The sequence below is a fragment of the Pseudoalteromonas luteoviolacea H33-S genome (genome assembly GCF_001625695.1).
In the GTDB taxonomy this organism is placed as follows: Bacteria; Pseudomonadota; Gammaproteobacteria; order Enterobacterales; family Alteromonadaceae; genus Pseudoalteromonas; species Pseudoalteromonas luteoviolacea_B.
On the sequence record NZ_AUXY01000098.1, the window covers coordinates 83,997 to 103,983 of the forward strand.

General features: G+C 42.3%; 18 protein-coding genes. 9 read left to right on the top strand and 9 right to left on the bottom strand.

Annotated features, from left to right (window positions below):
* The first annotated feature begins 120 nt into the window (after nucleotides 1-120).
* The 9 genes from N477_RS19720 to N477_RS19760 all read left to right on the top strand — a co-directional run bounded on the left by N477_RS19720 (nucleotide 121) and on the right by N477_RS19760 (nucleotide 10,625).
* Nucleotides 121-831, top strand: coding sequence for a SapC family protein (locus N477_RS19720; RefSeq protein ID WP_063363070.1), 711 nt, complete (start codon nucleotides 121-123; stop codon nucleotides 829-831).
* A gap of 231 nt (nucleotides 832-1,062) precedes the next feature.
* Nucleotides 1,063-2,058: an isoaspartyl peptidase/L-asparaginase family protein gene (locus N477_RS19725; RefSeq protein ID WP_419555249.1), complete on the top strand. Its 996-nt coding sequence runs from the start codon at nucleotides 1,063-1,065 to the stop codon at nucleotides 2,056-2,058.
* A gap of 87 nt (nucleotides 2,059-2,145) precedes the next feature.
* Nucleotides 2,146-2,574, top strand: a complete 429-nt coding sequence (locus tag N477_RS19730) for a CBS domain-containing protein (protein WP_063363072.1) — start codon at nucleotides 2,146-2,148, stop codon at nucleotides 2,572-2,574.
* Between the two features lie 79 nt (nucleotides 2,575-2,653).
* Nucleotides 2,654-6,535, top strand: a complete 3,882-nt coding sequence (gene hrpA / locus N477_RS19735; RefSeq protein WP_063363073.1) for an ATP-dependent RNA helicase HrpA — start codon at nucleotides 2,654-2,656, stop codon at nucleotides 6,533-6,535.
* Between the two features lie 85 nt (nucleotides 6,536-6,620).
* Entirely contained in the window at nucleotides 6,621-7,004 is a 384-nt protein-coding gene (locus N477_RS19740) for a response regulator (protein ID WP_036977231.1), read from the top strand.
* 9 nt (nucleotides 7,005-7,013) lie between these two features.
* Complete coding sequence (locus N477_RS19745; protein WP_063363074.1) at nucleotides 7,014-7,310, top strand: PilZ domain-containing protein; 297 nt, start codon at nucleotides 7,014-7,016, stop codon at nucleotides 7,308-7,310.
* Between the two features lie 208 nt (nucleotides 7,311-7,518).
* A complete protein-coding gene (locus tag N477_RS19750; RefSeq protein ID WP_063363075.1) occupies nucleotides 7,519-9,021 on the top strand; it encodes an ATP-binding protein in 1,503 nt (500 codons plus the stop codon).
* An 89-nt stretch (nucleotides 9,022-9,110) separates the two neighbouring features.
* Nucleotides 9,111-9,782 (top strand): response regulator, encoded by a 672-nt coding sequence (locus N477_RS19755; protein ID WP_063363076.1) that lies wholly within the window; start codon nucleotides 9,111-9,113, stop codon nucleotides 9,780-9,782.
* Nucleotides 9,783-10,625: a hypothetical protein gene (locus N477_RS19760; protein ID WP_063363077.1), complete on the top strand. Its 843-nt coding sequence runs from the start codon at nucleotides 9,783-9,785 to the stop codon at nucleotides 10,623-10,625. It begins immediately after the preceding gene.
* Between the two features lie 76 nt (nucleotides 10,626-10,701).
* Here the strand turns inward: N477_RS19760 and N477_RS19765 are convergent, their stop codons facing one another.
* The 9 genes from N477_RS19765 to N477_RS19805 form a co-directional block, all read right to left on the bottom strand.
* Entirely contained in the window at nucleotides 10,702-11,568 is an 867-nt protein-coding gene (locus tag N477_RS19765) for a Tim44 domain-containing protein (RefSeq protein WP_063363078.1), read from the bottom strand.
* Between the two features lie 110 nt (nucleotides 11,569-11,678).
* Entirely contained in the window at nucleotides 11,679-12,407 is a 729-nt protein-coding gene (locus N477_RS19770) for a DUF3379 family protein (protein WP_063363079.1), read from the bottom strand.
* Nucleotides 12,407-12,922: a sigma-70 family RNA polymerase sigma factor gene (locus N477_RS19775; protein ID WP_039609088.1), complete on the bottom strand. Its 516-nt coding sequence runs from the start codon at nucleotides 12,920-12,922 to the stop codon at nucleotides 12,407-12,409. Before N477_RS19775 ends, N477_RS19770 begins: the two co-directional genes overlap by 1 nt.
* Nucleotides 12,923-12,973: 51 nt before the next feature.
* Nucleotides 12,974-14,620: a BatD family protein gene (locus tag N477_RS19780; protein ID WP_063363080.1), complete on the bottom strand. Its 1,647-nt coding sequence runs from the start codon at nucleotides 14,618-14,620 to the stop codon at nucleotides 12,974-12,976.
* The gene (locus N477_RS19785) at nucleotides 14,614-16,482 is read right to left on the bottom strand and encodes a VWA domain-containing protein (protein WP_063363081.1); all 1,869 of its coding nucleotides are present in this window, start codon (nucleotides 16,480-16,482) and stop codon (nucleotides 14,614-14,616) included. The genes N477_RS19780 and N477_RS19785 overlap by 7 nt, the downstream gene beginning before the upstream one ends.
* Nucleotide 16,483: 1 nt before the next feature.
* Nucleotides 16,484-17,470: a vWA domain-containing protein gene (locus N477_RS19790; RefSeq protein ID WP_063363082.1), complete on the bottom strand. Its 987-nt coding sequence runs from the start codon at nucleotides 17,468-17,470 to the stop codon at nucleotides 16,484-16,486.
* The gene (locus N477_RS19795) at nucleotides 17,463-17,897 is read right to left on the bottom strand and encodes a DUF4381 domain-containing protein (protein ID WP_063363083.1); all 435 of its coding nucleotides are present in this window, start codon (nucleotides 17,895-17,897) and stop codon (nucleotides 17,463-17,465) included. Before N477_RS19795 ends, N477_RS19790 begins: the two co-directional genes overlap by 8 nt.
* Nucleotides 17,898-17,902: 5 nt before the next feature.
* Nucleotides 17,903-18,844, bottom strand: coding sequence for a DUF58 domain-containing protein (locus N477_RS19800; protein WP_063363084.1), 942 nt, complete (start codon nucleotides 18,842-18,844; stop codon nucleotides 17,903-17,905).
* Between the two features lie 16 nt (nucleotides 18,845-18,860).
* Nucleotides 18,861-19,817 carry an AAA family ATPase gene (locus N477_RS19805; RefSeq protein ID WP_063363085.1) on the bottom strand — a complete coding sequence of 319 codons (957 nt, stop codon included), beginning with the start codon at nucleotides 19,815-19,817 and terminating at the stop codon, nucleotides 18,861-18,863.
* Between the last annotated feature and the right edge of the window lie 170 nt (nucleotides 19,818-19,987).

Sequence of the window (19,987 nt, forward strand, 5' to 3'; positions counted from 1 at the left end):
CTAGTTTTTTATAAGGTGAAATAAGTATAAATAAATAAAATTTACTTCCATTTTAAGTCTAAAACCTTTAGCCTTAGGGCCACAAAAAGTAATAATTTCGAATTTGAATGGAGTAGTATTATGGCGGAGCAACAAGTGCAGCCTTTACACAACGAGAAGCATGCCAACCTTAAAGTACAAAACGGCATCAATGTTGAATTTCTTAAGTCTCAGCACCTAATCCCAGTTGTTGCACATGAGTTTGCTCGTGTTGCGACTGAGTTCCCAATGGCGTTTGTTAAAAATACTGAATCAGGTCAGTTCCAAGCTGTTGCATTATTTGGTCTTGAGCCAGGTGAGAACCTATATGTTAAAGACGGTAAGTGGCAGGCCGGTTTTGCACCTTTAGCTGCTGCTCGTTACCCGTTTGGTCTTGTAAAGCACCCTGAAGAAGATCAATTTGGTATAGTTATCGATGAAGCAAGCCCGTTAGTAGGCGAAGAAGCTGGTAACGCGCTATTTGCTGACGGTAAAGAAACAGAATACCTTCAAGCACGTAAAGAAGCGTTAGTAAACTACGTTGAATTTGCACGTGTAACTGAAGTGTTCACTCAGTTCCTTGCTGAAAAAGAGCTTCTAGTTCAACAGACACTTACAGTAGAAATCGCTGGTGAGAAAAAAGACATCAATGGTATCTACCTTGTTGATGAGCGTAAGCTTAATGAATTAAGCGACGAAGATTACCTAGAGCTTCGTAAACGTGGCTACCTAGCACCAATCTTTGCTTTCCTTACGTCAACTCACCAAGTTGCACGTCTAGCTCGTCTTAAAGCACAATCACAAGAAGCATAATTAACTATTATCTTTAAGTGAAAAAAAGCGCCCTTGGGCGCTTTTTTGTTTTTGAAATCCTATTATTACAACTGCATATTTTATATTTTCAATTCAGTTTTTTTCTTTGGCGCATATTGTTGCACAAATGCAGTCTTAAGTTTATCTTGCCAAGTTAAGTAACAAATAAATCATAAATAAAAACAGGAACTCAGGATGCGCAAGTTAACAATGCTTAGCTCTGTATTTGTAATGCTCACCACTTTGCAAGTGTCTGCTACAGAAATCAACAATTCACCTATTGCTATCGCTATCCATGGTGGCGCTGGCACAATTGAAAAAAGTCGTTTTACACCAGAGCAAGAAAAAGCGTATCGCGCGAAGCTCCAAGAGGCCGTAGAAGCCGGCTATAAAGTGCTTGATGAGGGAGGCGATAGTCTTGATGCAATTGCTATTGCGATTAATATTTTGGAGGACTCTCCTTTTTTTAATGCGGGTAAAGGCGCTGTTTATACCTATGAAGGGCATCATGAACTAGATGCCTCAATCATGGATGGCCGAGACCGTCAAGCTGGCGCCGTATCTGGGGTTCAGCATGTGAAAAACCCGATTAATCTCGCCCGAGAGGTGATGGAAAACTCGGTACACGTTATGCTAAGCGGAGAAGGCGCAGAAAAGTTTGCAAAGCAGCAGGGTCTAGAACTTGTTAAGTCTGAGTATTTTAATACTTCACATAGGTATGAGGCTTTGTTGCGAGCAAAAGAAAAGCTCAAGCAAAAAGAAAGCGGTACCAAAGACTACCAAGCGTTACATCAGGCACTTCCTGAACAATACAAAATGGGCACTGTGGGTGCAGTTGCGTTAGATAGGCATGGTAACCTGGCAGCTGGTACCTCGACTGGCGGTATGACTGCAAAACGCTATGGTAGGGTAGGTGACTCACCAATCATAGGTGCTGGTACTTTCGCGGATAATAATTCATGTGCAGTTTCTGCAACTGGGCATGGGGAGTATTTTATTCGATATAATGTCGCTGCCGATATTTGTGCACGCGTTGCTTATCAAAATAAATCCATAAACCAAGCAGGCAAAGAAGTGATTTTTGGCCCTATGTATAAAGCGGGTGGAACGGGTGGTGTGATCATCGTCGATACGAAAGGCAACATCAGCATGCCATTCAATACAAAGGGTATGTATAGAGCGAGCAAATCAAATTCAGCGCAAACCTATGTAGAGATTTTTAAATAGTCGGTTCAATTGTTGATTCTTAGGCAAATTTTTCAGTGCCAGCTACTATTATAAAAGTAGCTGGCATTTTATTTGGGGGAATAAACAATGCAATCAGTTAAAGTAGCAGATTATTTTAATCACAGACCAGTAACGTTTAGTTCAAATATGCGTATTGAAATGGCGGTTGAAAAGCTTTTACAAAGTGGTCAATCAGGCGGTCCTGTTTTAGATGACAACCAAAAAGTCATTGGGTTTTTATCTGAGCAAGATTGTATTAAAAAGATGCTGGAGGCAACATATCAAAATGAGTCTCACAGTATTGTCTCTGATGTTATGAATAAGCAACCTGTATGCGTAAGTCCCAATGACAGCATTTTGCAAATAGCGGATAGGATGTCTAACGACAAACCTAAATTGTATCCGGTTTGTGACGAAGATGGCCGACTAGTCGGGGTAATTACGAGAGCACATGTTTTACTCGCTTTTGATAAACATTTGCACGATACCTACGAATCAGGCAACAGATTTGTTTAAAAACTTGTTTTTACTTGGGTAGATTACTCAGGTTTTGATAAACTACGCGACGATTTTGGAATTTTCAAGGTGTCGTGTAGTGGACTTAAAGTCGTTGTATTCAGATATCCCTTTTTGTTTAAAGAAGGATCAGTTTTTATTTAAAAAACGTCTGCAAGGCGTAAAAAAAATAGCCGACGAAAAGAAGCAACAAAAAGTGATTGCTCAAATCGGCGAGTCCATTGCCCGAAGCCAGCAGTTGAAAACGCAACGTCAAGAAGGATTACCGCAAGTAACCTATCCTGAAGCTTTACCCGTAAGCCAGAAAAAAGAAGATATCAAGCAAGCGATTGCTGAAAACCAAGTGGTTATCGTCGCAGGTGAAACAGGGTCAGGTAAAACCACTCAGCTACCAAAAATTTGTCTTGAGCTTGGCCGAGGTATTGATGGTTATATAGGCCATACTCAGCCTCGTCGATTAGCCGCAAGAAGTGTTGCGAATCGAATTGCTGAAGAAGTGGGTTGTGAGCTAGGTGAGGAAGTCGGTTTTAAAATTCGTTTTAGCGACCAAGTTTCTGATAAAAGTTATGTAAAGTTGATGACTGACGGTATTTTACTGGCGGAAATTCAACAAGATCGATTTTTAAATCAATACGACACCATCATCATTGACGAAGCCCACGAGCGTAGTCTTAATATTGACTTTATTTTAGGTTATTTGAAAAACTTACTACCAAAGCGCCCAGATCTTAAAGTTATTATCACCTCAGCAACCATTGATCCTGAGCGTTTCTCACAGCATTTCAATGATGCGCCAATCATTGAAGTGTCAGGTAGAACCTTCCCTGTAGAAGTGCGTTATCGCCCCGTTATCGATGTATCAGGGGAAGAGAGCGAAGCCGAGAATGACCAGCTACAAGGTATATTTGACGCAGTTGATGAGCTGTGTGATGCAGGCCCGGGCGATATTCTTATTTTCATGAATGGCGAGAGAGAAATTCGTGATACGGCTGATGCGCTGTCAAAACGCAACTTGAAAGGCGTTGAGATTTTACCGCTGTTTGCACGTCTCTCTAATGCTGAACAAAACCGAATTTTTGCGCCTCATAGCCATCGTCGCATTGTACTTGCCACGAATGTTGCTGAAACATCCCTAACAGTGCCAGGTATACGATACGTCATAGACCCAGGTACTGCGCGTATAAGCCGTTATAGCTATCGAACAAAAGTTCAGCGCCTACCAATTGAAGCGGTTTCTCAGGCAAGTGCAAATCAACGAATGGGCCGATGTGGCCGAGTTGCTGCGGGTATTTGTATTCGTCTTTATTCTGAAGAAGACTTTTTAGGGCGACCAGAATTTACAGATCCTGAAATTCTTAGAACTAATCTCGCATCCGTTATTTTACAGATGCTTGCACTTGGCCTTGGTGATATTGCTAAGTTTCCATTTGTACAGGCGCCAGATAGTCGAAATATCAAAGATGGTATGGCGCTTCTGGAAGAGCTTGGCGCGGTAAAAGCAGCATCACGTCGAGAAAACGCCAAGTTGACTCAAGCTGGTAGAAAGCTAAGTCGTTTACCAATTGATCCTCGCTTAGCCAAAATGGTGATGGCATCAGCAGAGCAAGGCGCTTTAAATGAAGTTATCGTCATTGCTGCTGCGTTGTCTATTCAAGATCCAAGAGAACGACCTCAAGAAAAACGCGGCGCGGCAGATGAAAAGCATGGCCGATTCGACGACCCTAACTCTGATTTCATGGCATTTTTGAATTTATGGCAATATTTAGAAGAGCAGCAAGAAGCGCTGTCGCGAAGCCAATTCAGAAAGCAGTGCCAAAAAGACTTCTTAGCTTATATGCGGATCCGTGAGTGGCAAGACATAGTTTATCAGCTTAAGACTGTATGCGATGAAATGGATTTTAAAGGCTCTGGCAACGAAGCGGGCTTTGATGCTATCCATCAATCTTTACTTAGCGGTATGCTCAGCCATATTGGTATGAAAGATGAAAAACAACACTATAAAGGCGCGCGCAATAGCCTGTTCCATATTTTCCCAGGATCTGCATTATTTAAGAAAAGCCCTAAGTGGCTGATGTCAGCGGAGCTGGTAGAGACGAGTAAGTTGTATGCACGCATTAATGCCAAAATTGATTTAGCCTGGGTTGCGCCTCTCGCGCAGCACCTTGTGAATCGCAGCTATAGCGAGCCTCATTGGGAGAAAAAGCAGGGTGCAATTATCGCTTTTGAACAACAAACACTTTACGGGTTGACCATAGTTTCGAAAAAGCGCACCGTTTACAGCCAAATTGACCCTGTTATTAGCCGAGAGCTATTCATTAAAGAGGCGCTTATTGGTCAACAGCTCGGTCAAAAAGCTCAGTTTTTAGAATATAACCAATCTCTTGTTGAAGAGATCCAATCATTAGAAAGCAAAGCTAGACGTAGAGATATCTTGGTAGACGAGCAAACTATGTTTGAGTTTTACGATGAGCGGATCCCAAGTGATGTAAATAATCGAGCTGCATTTAATCAGTGGTTTAAAAAGCACAGTGATAAACGTGTTTTGCATATGAGCAGAGAGTCTTTAATGCAACACGATGCTGACAAGGTAACCGCTTTTGATTACCCAGATATTTGGCAGCAGGGTAATTTAACACTGCCACTGAATTACCACTTTGAACCAGGAAAAGCCGTTGATGGTGTGACCGTTAATATTCCTTTGGCATTACTTAATCAGGTTCAAAACGAAGGCTTTGATTGGCATATTCCAGCGCTTAGGCATGAGTTGATCTGTGCATTGATTAAGAGCTTGCCAAAGACTTTGCGAAGAAACTTTGTGCCTGCGCCTAATTATGCGGATGCGGTACTGGCTTCAATTGAGCCTTTACAAGGGCCTTTACTCGAGTCATTGGCGACAAGATTATTGCGCATGACCGGCGTCAAAGTGATTGACACTGATTGGGATCTTAGCTCGCTTGAAAACCATTTGAAGATGCAATTTGAAGTGGTCGATGATTCTGGCAAAGTGATTGCACATGGTTTTGATTTAGAAGCACTGAAAGAAAAACTTCAAGGCAAGGTTTCACAAACGCTTTCTAAAGTTGCAGAAAAGGGCATTGAACAAGAGGATTTAACCGAGTGGGTATTTGGGGAGTTACCAAAAGAATATACCAAGACCCAAGGTGGCTATGAGATTAAGGCATTCCCTGCATTAGTGGATAAAAAAGATAGTACTTCTATCTCGTTATTCGACCACCCTGACAAAGCTGCTCAAGCGCACCAATTAGGCTTGCGCAGACTTATTTTGCTCAACATACCTTCACCGGTAAAATATTTACAGCAGCATTTACCAAATAAGGCTAAATTGGGACTGTACTTCAATCCCTTTGGCAAAATTCATGACTTAATTTCAGACTGCACAGCAGCTGGCGTAGATAGCCTATTAAAGCAGTTTGATATGATTAGAGATGAATCTGAGTTTGAGCGTGCTAAGGAGCATATTCGCGGTGAGCTTGGCGATAAAGTAGTGGAAATTGCATCGCAAGTGGAGCAAGTATTGAGTATTGCGCACAGTGTCAATAAACGCATGAAAGGCCGTGTTGATTTGACCATGATCACTGCACATGGCGATATTAAATCTCAGCTAGAGTCGCTTATCTTTAGAGGGTTTGTGAGTGAGCATGGCGCTGACAAAATCGCTGATCTCTTGCGCTATTTGAAAGCGATTGAAAAGCGCCTAGAAAAGTTACCTGTTGACCCTAACCGAGATCGCTTATGCGTACTAGAGTTAGATAAAGTATCAGACTTGTACAGTCAAAAGTGCAACAAGGTGCCAAAAGGAATGCCTGTGCCAAAAGAGCTTGTACATATTTTTTGGATGATACAGGAACTAAGGGTGTCTTTATTTGCTCAAACCTTAGGTACACCTTACCCAATTTCGGCTAAGCGCGTGATGAATGCATTAAATGAATTGGATTTATAGGAATTGACTTGCAATTTGCTTTGAGCCAATTACCTTAATAAGAGGATTTAAATTTTTGGATTGTGATAAGGAAGCGACATTGACTATGTCCACGCAGCAAAGACGGAGTAGAACACCGCATGTGTTAGTTGTTGATGATGAGTATTTTAACTACGAAATGTTGTCGATGGCTTTGTCAGATGCGTTTAAATTCAGTTATGCAGAATCTGGGATCAGCTGCTTGTCAAATGCAATTGCGGACCCACCAGACGTGATTTTGCTTGATGTTTGTATGCCTGGTTTAGATGGGTATGACACTTGCCGCATGCTGAAAAATACACCCGAAACCAAAGATATTCCGGTAATGATGGTCTCAGGTTTGGAATCTGAGCAAGAGAAACAAGCAGGGTATGAAGCGGGTTGTGATGAATATGTCGTAAAACCATTTGCCATGCAATCGCTTTTGGAAAAAATAAAAAATATGGTCTAGGAGCTCACTATGATCCATGAAGATAAACGTCGTTTTATGCGCATGATGGTCAATGCGCAAGCTGAGTTAACGGTAAGCCAATCTGGGGAAAAGCATCTTGGCACATGCCTAGATTTAAGCGCTACTGGCTTGTCCGTAGAGATTGAACATCCATTGGAAGTAGGTGAATTGGTGACAGTGTTCATCAATAGTAAAAGCACAACGATCCCGCCTTTTAATGCCAGCGCTAAAGTGGTCAGGAGCAGCAGTAATGAAGATGTAGCAGAACGCTATGTTGTTGGTTTAGAAATCGTTCAATTTAATTAGTTGCTAACACCTTATACGAAGGTGAGATTTCGCCTTCGTATCTCTAACTTCCACGGTTTTTGCACATTCATATCCGATACTACTTGTAGTAAATTAGAAACAAGCCTCATATATACATAAAATGTAGAGCCTGCATTAATATAGGTGCAATATGTTGGGCACTGGATACAGAGTATTTGCTTGTATCTTTGATTTTTATGGAGTTTAAATGAAGTTAACCCTAAGAAGAAAGTTACTTGTGATCTTGCTTTCGGTCAATGCAGTGCTTATTTCAGCAGTCTACTATGCAAACCAACTTGCATTTGAAAAGAGCTTTAAAGAGTACTTACAAAATAGTAGTCGCGCAAAACTGGTCACCTTACTTCCTACCATTCGTGAAAACTTTGCTCAATATGGCGATCAGTGGATGACGAGAAAGTATCCGCATTGGACTCGATTAGTTGGTGAGTATCATGGTCGCTCTCAAACAGAAATTGATGACATGGTAAAGCGCCCAAGGCGCGGCCCTCCAAGACATCACCGTTCTGAAAGCGAAGCATCAGATGATAAGGCATTTTCGCCAGAGAGACGGATGGGAAGGGAAGAGCGCCCTCCAAGACATATGCGCGGGGCTCAATCTCGACTTGTACTTAAATCGGCATCTGGTGAGCTGCTCAAAGGCCGAAAAGACAGTAAAAATACCACACTATGGGTTGAAGTGTATGAAAATGCAGATAACTCTGGAAAACTGCTAGGGTCTATTGGCTTGGAAAATGGCTTAGAGATAAGTAACTCTTTGGATTCTTTATTTGCTAGTCGGCAGCAACATTGGTTTTTAGGGATTGCGATCATAGCGATGATAGTGAGTAGCTTGCTTGCAATCCCATTTAGTCGTTTCCTCGTTGCACCTGTTTTATCTCTAAGAGCGGCGGCTAAAAAAATTGCGGCGGGCAATTATGAACCGCCTTTTAACTCTTTCAGTAAGGATGAGCTTGGGTTGCTCGCTAATGACCTAAACACATTGGCTAAAACGTTGGATGAAAACCAACACTCACGGCAGCAATGGATAGCAGATATATCCCATGAATTACGTACGCCTATTGCAGTATTTAAGGCTGAGCTAGAAGGTATGATTGATGGCATTATTGAGTCTGACGAAGCACAGCTAAACTCGCTCTACGACGAAATTAATCGGTTAACCAAGCTCGTTGATGATCTGCACCAGCTCTCCATGTCTGACAGAGGATCATTGAGTTACAACATGGCAGAGTGTGATATTAATGAAGTGATAGGCCATACGTTCGATTCACATTTGGCTACACTTAAAAATAAGCATTTTGAATGGCAGATAGTTGGTGAGTCACAATGTATACTCAACTGTGATGAAGCAAGGCTTTCACAACTGTTCAGTAACTTTATGCAAAACACGCTGCGTTATACTGACTCAAGTGAAACGCAGCCAGGGCAGATAAGGGTGGTAATTGAGCAGTCAAAAGATACGGTACTGATCCGTTGGCAAGATAGTAGTCCCAGCGTTGAGCCTGAGTTGCTGCCTATGTTGTTTGATAGGTTGTATCGAGTCGACAAAGCGCGAGACCGTGCCTCCGGTGGCTCTGGTCTTGGTTTGGCAATTTGTGCCAGTATAGTACAAGCACATAATGGCTCCATTGTTGCCACCCACAGTGAACTAGGTGGGGTAAGTGTTGATGTGACACTGCCGATAATTAAATAATCACCAAAAATTATAGACATAGACACACTTTTCAAAAGAAATAAGATCTATAACACGAGAACGCAAAGAAGAGCAAATAGGGTAATTAAATGGTAAATCAGAAAGTTCTGATCATTGAAGACGAAGAAAAACTGGCTGTTATTCTAGGTAAATATTTAGCGCAAGCCGGTTATGAGTTTGACATCGTAATGGACGGTGCTGACGCACTTTCTAGAGTCCGTACCTTTGCCCCTGATATTATTTTGTTGGATCTCATGCTACCGTCGGTGGATGGTATCGAAATTTGTACTCAAGTACGCAGAGATTCTGAAGTGCCAATAATTATGACAACCGCAAAGGTTGAGGAAATAGACCGCTTATTGGGGTTAGAGGTGGGTGCCGATGATTATGTGTGCAAACCATACAGCCCAAAAGAAGTGGTTGCACGTGTAAAGGCGATTTTAAGGCGTACCAACAATACCACGCCAATACAAACAGGCCTGGTGCTTGAAGAAGAAACCTTGTTTGTGAATTATAACGGTATGAGAACTGACTTGACGCATGTTGAGTTTATGCTGTTACAGACCATGTTTAAGCACCCAGGTCGCGTTTATAATCGAGCAAGGCTCATGGATTCAATCTACGATGACGATCGTGTAGTAAGTGATAGAACAATTGATAGCCACGTTAAAAAAATAAGGAAAAAACTGCAAGATATCGCGCCCGATTGTGAGTTTATTCATTCAATCTATGGAGTCGGCTATAAATTTGAAGTCATGTAAATGCAAGTTTTAACCGATTGGCAACGGCAGTTTTGTGAAGAACATAAGCTGCCAAAGCAGTATATTTACGGATGCGAAAAAGCGTTAGCTTGGCTTAAGCGCTCAATCGAAAATCAATCAAAACCAATATGTATAGCTGTGAGTGGCTGTCAGGGCAGTGGAAAGTCAACACTGTCTGCGTATTTTGTTGCTTATTTAAAAAGCCAAGCGAAGTTGGCTGAGTCCGTTTCTATTGATGATTTTTATTACAGTACAGCCAAACGCCAAGTGCTTGCCAATCAGTATTCACCACTGTTTCTAACGCGCGGTGCGCCTGGTACTCACGATATCCAGCGTGCCATAGATGTCATCAACGATTTTAAGCAATCAAAACCTTTTGTTTTGCCTCGTTTTGATAAAGCGGCTGATGAACCCTACCCAGAATGTAACTGGACGTCAGTTACTTCCACGCTTGATGTTTTAGTATTTGAGGGCTGGTGTTTAGGTTTGCCACCGCAGCCCCCAAATTTATTGAAAAGTAGCCGTAATCAATTTGAGTCTCAACATGATGCAGAACGCTTGTATCGCTCCCAAGTAAATGATTTCTTGTCTAAAGACTATCAAATGCTTTTTTCGTTATTTGATAATTTGGTTTTTTTGAACGGACAAAGCTTTGAATACGTATATCAGTGGCGCTTGGAGCAAGAGCAAAAATTGATTGCGAGCAGAGGAAAAGGCATGAATGAGCGGCAAGTACATGAGTTTATTCAGTCATATCAGAGGCTAACTGAGTGGGGTATTGAAACCTTGCCAACAATATGCGATTTAGAGTTGATATTAGATAAGGACAGGCGTTTTTCTTAAAGCCAGAATGTGTTAGTCAAGACGGGTCACAGGATACAAAAAAAGGCTCTTTCGAGCCTCTTTTCATCTGCTAAATTTAGCTTTCGATTAAGTCTTCTACACCAACGATCAACCAAGGTGCATCACCCTGTGTTTTACGCTCTAAGTGCCAAACTTCATGAATTGGTTCTTCTTGCATGTCACCTTGGTCACGATACTTACCACGGAACATGACGCTGATTTCCCACTTATCTGCACCTACGTCAGCACGAGCAAGTTCAGCGTCAACAAACATAACTTCAGTAGCGACGTCACCTTGTTGCTCACGCTCTTGACGGAACTCTTCTACAAGCTCTGGGCTTAGGTATTCAGCCATTGTCGTGTAGTCTCTGTTGTTCCACGCTGTCTGGATCGTTTGATAGTGTGAACGCGCACCTTGTAGGAAGCCATTTACATCAAAATCGCGAGGTAAGTTAAATGGAACTTCTTGCTGTGCACCAAACCCACCTGCTGTTTGATTCGCTTGAAACTGTTGAGGTTGAGAGAAAGATTGATTTTGTTGTGGCTGCTGCTGAGCAAAGTTAGGCGCGCCAGCCATTTGCGGCTGCTGCCTTTTGCGCATAAAGCCCATGATCACTTTGAACAGGACAAATGCTGCAATAGCGAAAAGGATCATTTCAAGGAATTGGAAGCCCTCAAAATCATCACCCATCATTGCCGCGATTAGACCGCCAGCTAAAAGGCCACCTAGTACGCCAGCCATAATGCCTTTTTTGCTCGACTTTTTCTTTGCGCCTTGCTGTGCAGCCAGTGATTTAGTATCCACTTGCTTTTTTTGTTGCACAGTAGAAGTTTGATGTGTTTTACCTTTTTTCTTGCTGCCAAACTTTTTACGCGCTTCAGCGTCAAAAGCAGTAGCAAACAACATTGAAACGATAGTCAATAAAACAAAAAATTGTTTCATGGTTTTCCTCTAAGTTTAAATACTGTGTGACATTCTAATGAAATTAAAAAAGAAATTGAACTGAAATAGGGTGGTTATAGGAACAAATAGGGCGCTTATCGCGCCCCATTTTATAGCCATTGTAAGGAGTTGTTGACTTCGCCTTGATACTTATCAAGTGGAGTGCCTAATTTTGCAACCAAAATGGTGTCTGCATTGGCGCCTTTATTAATGGAGCCACTGAATCGGCTGTCACTAAACTGGGTATCACCCTGACGATAGTCATTTTTGTCGCTTGGAACAATAAATACGGTCATAGGACCGTGATCTGATTGAAAGATCAAGTGCAAACTGCGTTGACCTTTAAAGTTGCAGAATGTTGCATAAGTCACTTTGCCCGGCAGTGATTCAAGTTTACCGCCAAGCATAGCAAGTTTCTCATTGACTACTTGTAGATTCACTTCTTTACTGAGTGTTAACGCGCTCTCTTCGTAATATACGTGTTCAAGAGCATGTTCTCCAGCATATAAAGGTGCATGGACAGCGGTGCTAAAGTAAACCATCACAGCCAGTACAACAGATGCCGCTGACGCAATGGGCACGGTAAAGCGCCTGTACCACGCTAGATTCACGACATTGTCGGCAGAGTGCGCCTTAGGTTCTTGCTCATCCATGTTAGCAAGTAATTTGGCTTGCAAGCCCTCAGGTACCGGAACCTTTAACGCATCACCTAACATATCATCAAAATCTTGCACTTCGTCAACCAAACGTTTTTTAGCTGGGTCTTGCTTAGCTTCGTTCATAAGTTGCTCATCGCTCGGATCGGCGAACAGGCGACGGCGAAATTCTAAATCATCCATCAGTTTGATGCCCCCTTTGCTGATTCATTCACGTTAGTTAGTGCCTCTTTTAGCTGATTTCTCGCTCTATACAGTCGGGTCATGACTGTATTTTTGTTTAACTCTAAAATCTCTGCGATTTCATCCCCAGAGCACCCCATGACAACCTGAAGTAAAAGGGGCTCTCTATATTCAGAAGCCAACTGATTGATTTGTCTTTGAACAACAGTTTGCTCCATTTCATCATCTAATGCTGTGCTTTTGGTATCGACTAAGGTGTCGTTTTCAACATCCGCATAGTCAAATTGTTTTCTCTCAAAGCGACGGGCGTTTTCTCGTCGCAATATGGTTAGTAACCAAGATTTGGCGGCTTTTTCATCCTGTAGTGCATCTAAAGAACGCCATGCACGTAAAAATGTTTCCTGAACCAAATCTTCTGCAATAGTTGGGTCTTGGCATAACCAGTAAGCAAAGCGATATAACTCTGTATGGTAAACCTGAACCAAAGATTCGTAACGTTTTTGTTTTTGGGTCATGCTAACTAGACCTTGCCTTCAGCAATATTATTTCGTTTTTCGCCATATTTTTTAGTAAAGCGACTCTAGGCTATTCTTAGCGTCTGATTTTGAACGCTTTTTAATTTTACATATTTGATTATATAGCGTTACGAGATCGACCTGTTGTTTATTTGCACTATAAAGGGATGCTTGCAATTTTGCAATTTCTTCCCCAATTTCGGGTGATTGCTGGCTTAACCACGATTTCAGTGTTTGCTGATGAGCAAGCTCTAGATAGTTACGCAATAGCGAGTAGAACTGGTTTGCGTCATTGCTCTTTGCAGCGGTTCCCAATTGCTTGAGTTTTGCTTGTGCATCAGTACTTATATTGGGTTGATTATTCACTTGCGGGCTTTGTGCTGATACAGTCGGTTTTCTAAGTAGTAATACAGCCAATGTAATCAACCATAGTAAATAGCCTAACCCCATAATAAGCCAATCAACCCAAGACTTTTCAACATCTTTGTAAATGATGGTCGGCTCAACGCTGGTTTGCGGTAGTGTATCTTGGGTTTGAGTATCAACTTGTGGCAAAGTCACAGGCTGTTGAGGTTGATTAGGATCTGCAATCACTTCAATTGTTCTCGCTGGTAGAGTGGCATATTGAATGCGATTTATCACCGTATTAAACCAAGGTAATTTAACCTCTGGTAGAGTATAAGTGCCCGGTTTTTGTGGCAGAAGCGCATATGATGCAACCATTTGTGAAATGACTCGACCATCACGAGCCATTTGGTTACGGTCGGTTTCATCAGGGTAAATTCTAAACCCATCTACGCTTGGCACTTCAATATCAGGCATTTGCTCTTTAGTAATGCCCAATGCAGTTAAGGTAAACGTACGTGTGATCGGCGCACCGACAACAACTTGCGCATCTTCTGGTTGCCATTCTTCAGCCAAGTTAACCAATTCGCTCGGTAGCCATGCACCACGGTAATTGTCAGGAATAGGTTTTACTTCAACATCAATAGAGTCACCAACCGCGCTAACAGCCATTCTTCGATAACCCTCTCTAACTTGACCATTGAAAATCGGCCCTTCAATTTTAAAGTTACCACTCTTTTGAGGCTGTATAAGGTAATTTCTTGTGATCACTCGATAGCGGCGGCCATCAAGTACTTCATAATTTTCTTCTTGCTGTCCCATTGGCGTAATCGAGCCGTCATTCATCGTTGGCGGTGTCATTTGCGCGTCGAGCAAATCTTTACCAATGAAAAGCTTAACGGTATATAGCGCAGCTTGTTGCACATACAAAGATTCTAGGTTGAGTTCAGTGGTAACAAACACATCTTTTTGTTGATTGTCATCTGCTTCTCTTGCAACAACACGCAGAGTAATGGGTTGACTCTTTACACCAGATACTTCAAAAGCAGGAATGGTTAACTCTCCAGCACTTCGAGACATCACCTGCATTTGCCAGCTTGTAGCACTGCTCATGCTGCCATTAACAATTTGTGTGCGAGAGCTGGTACTCACAGGGCCTGTAATGAAGCTTCTTGCCATGGCGCTTGTATCAGGCATTTGGCCCGACACTTTACCATCCGCTTCTATAGTTAAAGTAAAGTATTCCCCAACTAATACGGGGTTTTTATCGACACTGGTTGTCAGTCTGTCTATAGCCAAAGCGGGCAGCGCGACAGCGAATAAAATAAAATAAATAGCAAATCGCATTACCATGATTTCTCAGCTCCTACTGGTTGTCTTTGTTGTTGTCTTTGTCTTGATTCCAAAAGCATTTTGTTCTTCAGCAAAATAGCGGGGTCATCTGGTACTCGGCGCAGTAGCTGATTGAGTTGCTGCGCTTTTTCTTTCTCTTCTGGTGTTAATTCCTTCATTTCACTTGGCAGCATTTGTTCCGATTGCTCACCTTCTTTTGGCTCACTTTGTTGTGCTTGCTGCGGGCGTGCTTGGGATTGCTCTTCTGTTTGCTCGCTTTCTTCACCTGTTTGTTTATCTGCTAATTCAGGCTTATTTTGACTGTCTGATTGCTCACTACTTTGAGATTGCTCTGACTGTTCGCTATTTTCTTGCTCAGATTCATTTCCTTGTCCGTCTTGCGATTGGTTCTGTTGATCGCTTTGTTCACCAGATTGTTGCTCTTGATTTTCGCTTTCACCTTGCTGCTGATCGTTTTGCTGTTCAGAAGACTGCTCTTGCTGCTGATTGTTTTGATCTTGGTTTTGTTGTGATTGCTGATCTTTCATTTGCTCAAGGAGTTCTTTGTTCTCTTGTGCTTGCGATAATGACGGATCTAGTTTCAACGCTTGATCATAAGCTTGAATAGCGTCATCAAGTTTACCTATATGGGCGAGGGCGTTACCTAGGTTATATTGACCTATGGCTGTATTTGCATTTTCTAAAGTCTTTGCAGCTTGCTCATATTGACCTTGTTTATATTGTGCAGCCCCACGTAACGACGCATCCTGTGCGGTACTTGCTTGATCAAAGTCTTCTTTTTGATAAGCAGAAAGCGCATTTTGGTCGGCATTTTTGAACCAAGATTGCCAATCGGCTGCATAACTGGGTTGGCTTGGTAAATAGGCAATAACGCAAATTATCAGCGCAACTGAATTATTACGAAATGCCAATAGTGCGAGAGGAATAATTACAAATAATAAATATTTTCCCGCGTCGACGCGCCAAAGGGTTTCGTTTGGCTCATTGGGCGTTTCAATATCTTGCGTATTATTTATTGCAAAGGTTTCTATATCTGAGTTATCCGGTGAGTAAGTGGCATATCGGCCGCCTAAGCGCTGCGCAAGTGAACGTAATCTATCGACATAAAGCTTAGGAACGACAATTTGTCCATATCTATCTTTTAAAAAGCCGCCTTCTGGAATACTAATAGGTGCGCCTTGTGCTGTGCCAACACCGTAAACATGCAGGGTATAACCTGAGCCGCTGAGCATATCATGTATATCTTGTGCATCTTCCAACTCGACTTCATCGGTGATTAAAATGATTTCGCCTGATGGGTAACCTGCCTGTGCAAGCAAGGTTTTTGCTTGGTCAATACCGGCTAGTACGTTAGCGCCTTTGCCCGGCATAATCTCTGGGCTAATACTTGGTACAAGGTTTTCTAGCGTATTTATATCGCTTGTGAGTGGTGAGATAATAAAGGCATCTTGTGCGTAGGCAACCAATGCGGTGTCACCCTCACGAAACTGTTGCAACATGTCTAAGGTTTTAAATCTGGCCTGAGTCAATCTGTTAGGTGCAATGTCCGTCGAATACATAGAGTAGGACATATCCATAACGATGACTCTAGCCTGTTTGGCAGAGAAAACCGGCACGCTTTGCTTTTCAATGCTTGGCCCCGCTGCAGCAAATACCCCTAGGAATAAAATTAGACTGGTTAACCATGTTGAGTGACTGGCTTTACTTTGATTGCCTTCAGTTAAAACCACTTTCGCAAGATGCGGTGCAATTAATTGAGACTGTTTATGGCCTGCTTTTTTGTACCATTGCAATAAACTGATGATTGCCCAGGGTATCAATAGCCAAAGTAGTTCGGGTCGAATAAATTGAAATTCGGTCATATTAATTATCTCGCCTCCATTGTGTTGCAAAGCGAATAAGCAGTACTAAACCCCACAGAGTAATTGCGGCCAATAGGGGAATATAAAACAATGCGATTTTAGGACGAAATGTTTCATCCTCTGCTGAAATAGGCTCTAGGTTATCAAGTTCAGAGTAAATTTGTTGTAGGCCTTGTACATCTTTTGCTCTAAAGTATCGGCCACCTGTCTCTGTTGCAATGTGTGTCAGAGTTTGCTCATCAATGCTTGCCCCCGACATACTGCCCAGTGAGAAAAAGCCCATGTTTCTGCGACCGTCAGAGCCAACACCAATGGTATATACTTTTATTCCTTCTTCTCTGGCTAAGATTAACGCCTCTTCAGGTTGTAAGTTACCAGCGGTATTTTGACCGTCGGTAAGTAAAATGAGGATGCGATTACTTTCTTCTTTTTGATTGAAACGTTTAACGGCAAGACCTAACGCATCACCGATTGCCGTTGCTCTGCCCACCAAGCCAATTTGTGACTCTTGCAGCATTTGACTTACGGTATTAATGTCTTTGGTTAATGGCGTTTGTAAAAAAGCGGTGTCGGCAAATAATATCAAGCCAAGTCTATCGCCTTGTCGCTGTTCTATAAAATCACTTAATACAGCTTTAACGACAGACAATCTGTCGATATAACGGCCATTGTACTCCATGTCTTCTTCAGCCATAGAGTGAGAAAGGTCGACAGCCAGCATGATATCTCTACCTTCACTGGGCAATGTGATTGGGTCATCTAGCCAAGTTGGGTTGCTCAAAGCGGTGACCAAAAGCAGCCAGACTAGCATTTCGAGCCAGTTTCTTTTTCGAGAATACGATTGTACCTGTGTGCCGATACCGCCTAATGAGGCATAACTAGGCATACGGATTTTCTGTTGGGACTGTACTGCAACAGGTTTTATTTTTGAGATTATCCAAGGTAGTGGGAGCAATAAAAAAGCCAACGGCCACTCAAATTCAAACATCTAAGCGCTCCTTGATTTTAAAAGTTTTAATTGCCGTCAGGAGCTTTTCGCTTTGTTCATAGTTGTTATCTGATTGATATAATGAGGCAATGTCTTGTTCATTGAGCTGCGCTTTTGATAGTGTATTTAAAGTTTTACACCAGTTTGTGCTGGTTTGTGATGCGACGGTTGTACCGTAATAATGTTTGGCTAATCTCTTGACAAGACCATGCAAGGCAAGCGCGTCTTGTTTATGTGTTTCACTGAGCTGTATTGCCTCTCGTTTTGCCGCGCCATAGCGCCAATTTTTATATAACCAAACAGTCAATGCGACCAGAAAAAGTGTTGAAGCAATGATCAGTGCCCACATTGGCAAAGACAAAGGCCACCAACTTACTTGCTCTGGCGGTATTACATCATGAAGGGCATCTAAAGGGGATTGATTCATTATTGTCACCTAGAGAGCTGTGTTTCTAAGGGGGTATCAGCAGAGAAGTTGAGCATGGTCATGCCAGAACGCTGTAAGCGCTTTAACCGAGTGTTAAACACTTGCTGGGCGCGTTTGGCAAACTTGTCTCTAAATTGTTTGTCGCTCAGTGGCAATGTCCAAGCACTGTGCGTACCTTGGATTTCGACTGCTTCGCTGTAAGCTGGTAAGGTATGCTCGAATGGATCACTTACTTGGCAACCAATTAACTCACAGTGTCTACTTATCCCTTCAAGTAAGGAAAAGCTTTCTTCATCTAGCTCAGAAAAGTCTGAAATAAGATAAATTAAACTGCCCGGCTTTGCGAGATGTTTGAGGCGCTTTAAATTGTCGTTAAATCGACTGTCGCTTTGTTTGTCACGACTAATTAGGCTGGTGTTATGTACATCACATAATTGATGACAAAATGCTAAAACGCCTTTATCCCTAGCCGTTGGTTTGAGCTCATGATGACTGTGCTCTGAAAATACCACGCCACCAAGCCTATCGCCACGTTGCGATGCTGACCATGCAACAAGAGCACTTAAATGCGCGGCTTGCACAGATTTGAGCAGCAATTGGCTGCCAAATAGCATGCTATTGGACAAGTCTGTAAATAAAAAGACTGGACGTTCTTTCTCTTCTTGGTAAAGCTTTGTGTGCGCTTCACCCGTACGAGCCGTTACGCGCCAATCTATCGCGCGGATATCGTCACCATATTGGTATTGACGCACTTCAGCAAATTCCATGCCTCGCCCTTTGTGAGGTGCGAGGTATTGTCCAGCTTGTGCACTGCGAATTTGACCTTTTGGTTTTAAGTCGAGAAGGCGGGCCTTGCTCCTGTAGTAGAGCAACTCTTTCAGCCCGAGTTCGACGCCATTGCTGTGGCAATTTTCAAACCAGTTTTTAATATCAATATTTGCTTTCATAGCGGAAGACTACACTTTAAGGAACTGGCACTAACTCAAGGATGCGGCTGATTACCTGATCTTTTGTAATACCATCTGCTTGTGCTTCGTAGCTTAAAATAATGCGATGTCTGAGCACATCATGTAACACTGCTTGTATATCATCAGGCGTGACAAAATCACGTTCTTGTAGCCAAGCGTGAGCACGAGCACATTTATCAAGCGCAATGGTTGCACGTGGACTCGCACCCAGTTCAATCCAAGTACCAAGTTCAGCATCTAAGTTTGCCGCCTCACGAGTAGCGATAATAAGTTGTACCAAGTATTGCTCAAGTGGTTCTGCAAGATGTAACTCAAGTACCTTCTTTCTTGCTTCGAATAAAGTTTGCTGACTGATTGGGTTAAATTTAACGGCTTCAGTACTGAGTGCCTCACCACGTGTTAAACGTAAAATCTCTAACTCAGTTTGCGCTTTTGGGTAGTCAATATTGAGATGCAGCAAAAAGCGGTCTAATTGTGCTTCAGGGAGCGGGTAAGTCCCTTCTTGCTCAAGTGGGTTTTGGGTCGCCATAACCATAAATAGTTCAGGTAATGGATAAGTCGTTTTACCTACTGTGACTTGTCTTTCTGCCATCGCCTCTAATAACGCTGACTGAACTTTAGCGGGAGCTCGGTTTATTTCATCAGCCAGTACTAGGTTATGGAATAGTGGGCCTTTCTCAAATACAAATTCACTGGTTTGTTGTCTGTAAATATCGGTACCAGTAATGTCAGCAGGTAATAAGTCAGGGGTAAACTGAACACGTTGGAAACTGCCTTCAATGCCTTTGGCAAGTGCGTTTACAGCACGTGTTTTTGCCAGCCCTGGAGGGCCTTCTACCAGTAGGTGACCATCAGCTAAAATCGCGATTAAAAGGGCTTCAGTCAGGTCTGGTTGACCAATAATTTGGGTATCTAAGTATTTTTTTAATTCAGTAAACTCATTAACTGCCATGCTTGTTTGTCCTTGTTATGACAAATTTGTTGCTTATTTATATGGATTGAAACAGAAAACTCAAGCTTTTGAGGTGTAATTTCACACTTTTCTTAGACTCTTTTTTTTCGTTTAGTTCCATATTTTTAATATATTTTTCAGATGCTTTTTGATTTGTTTAAAATTCACGC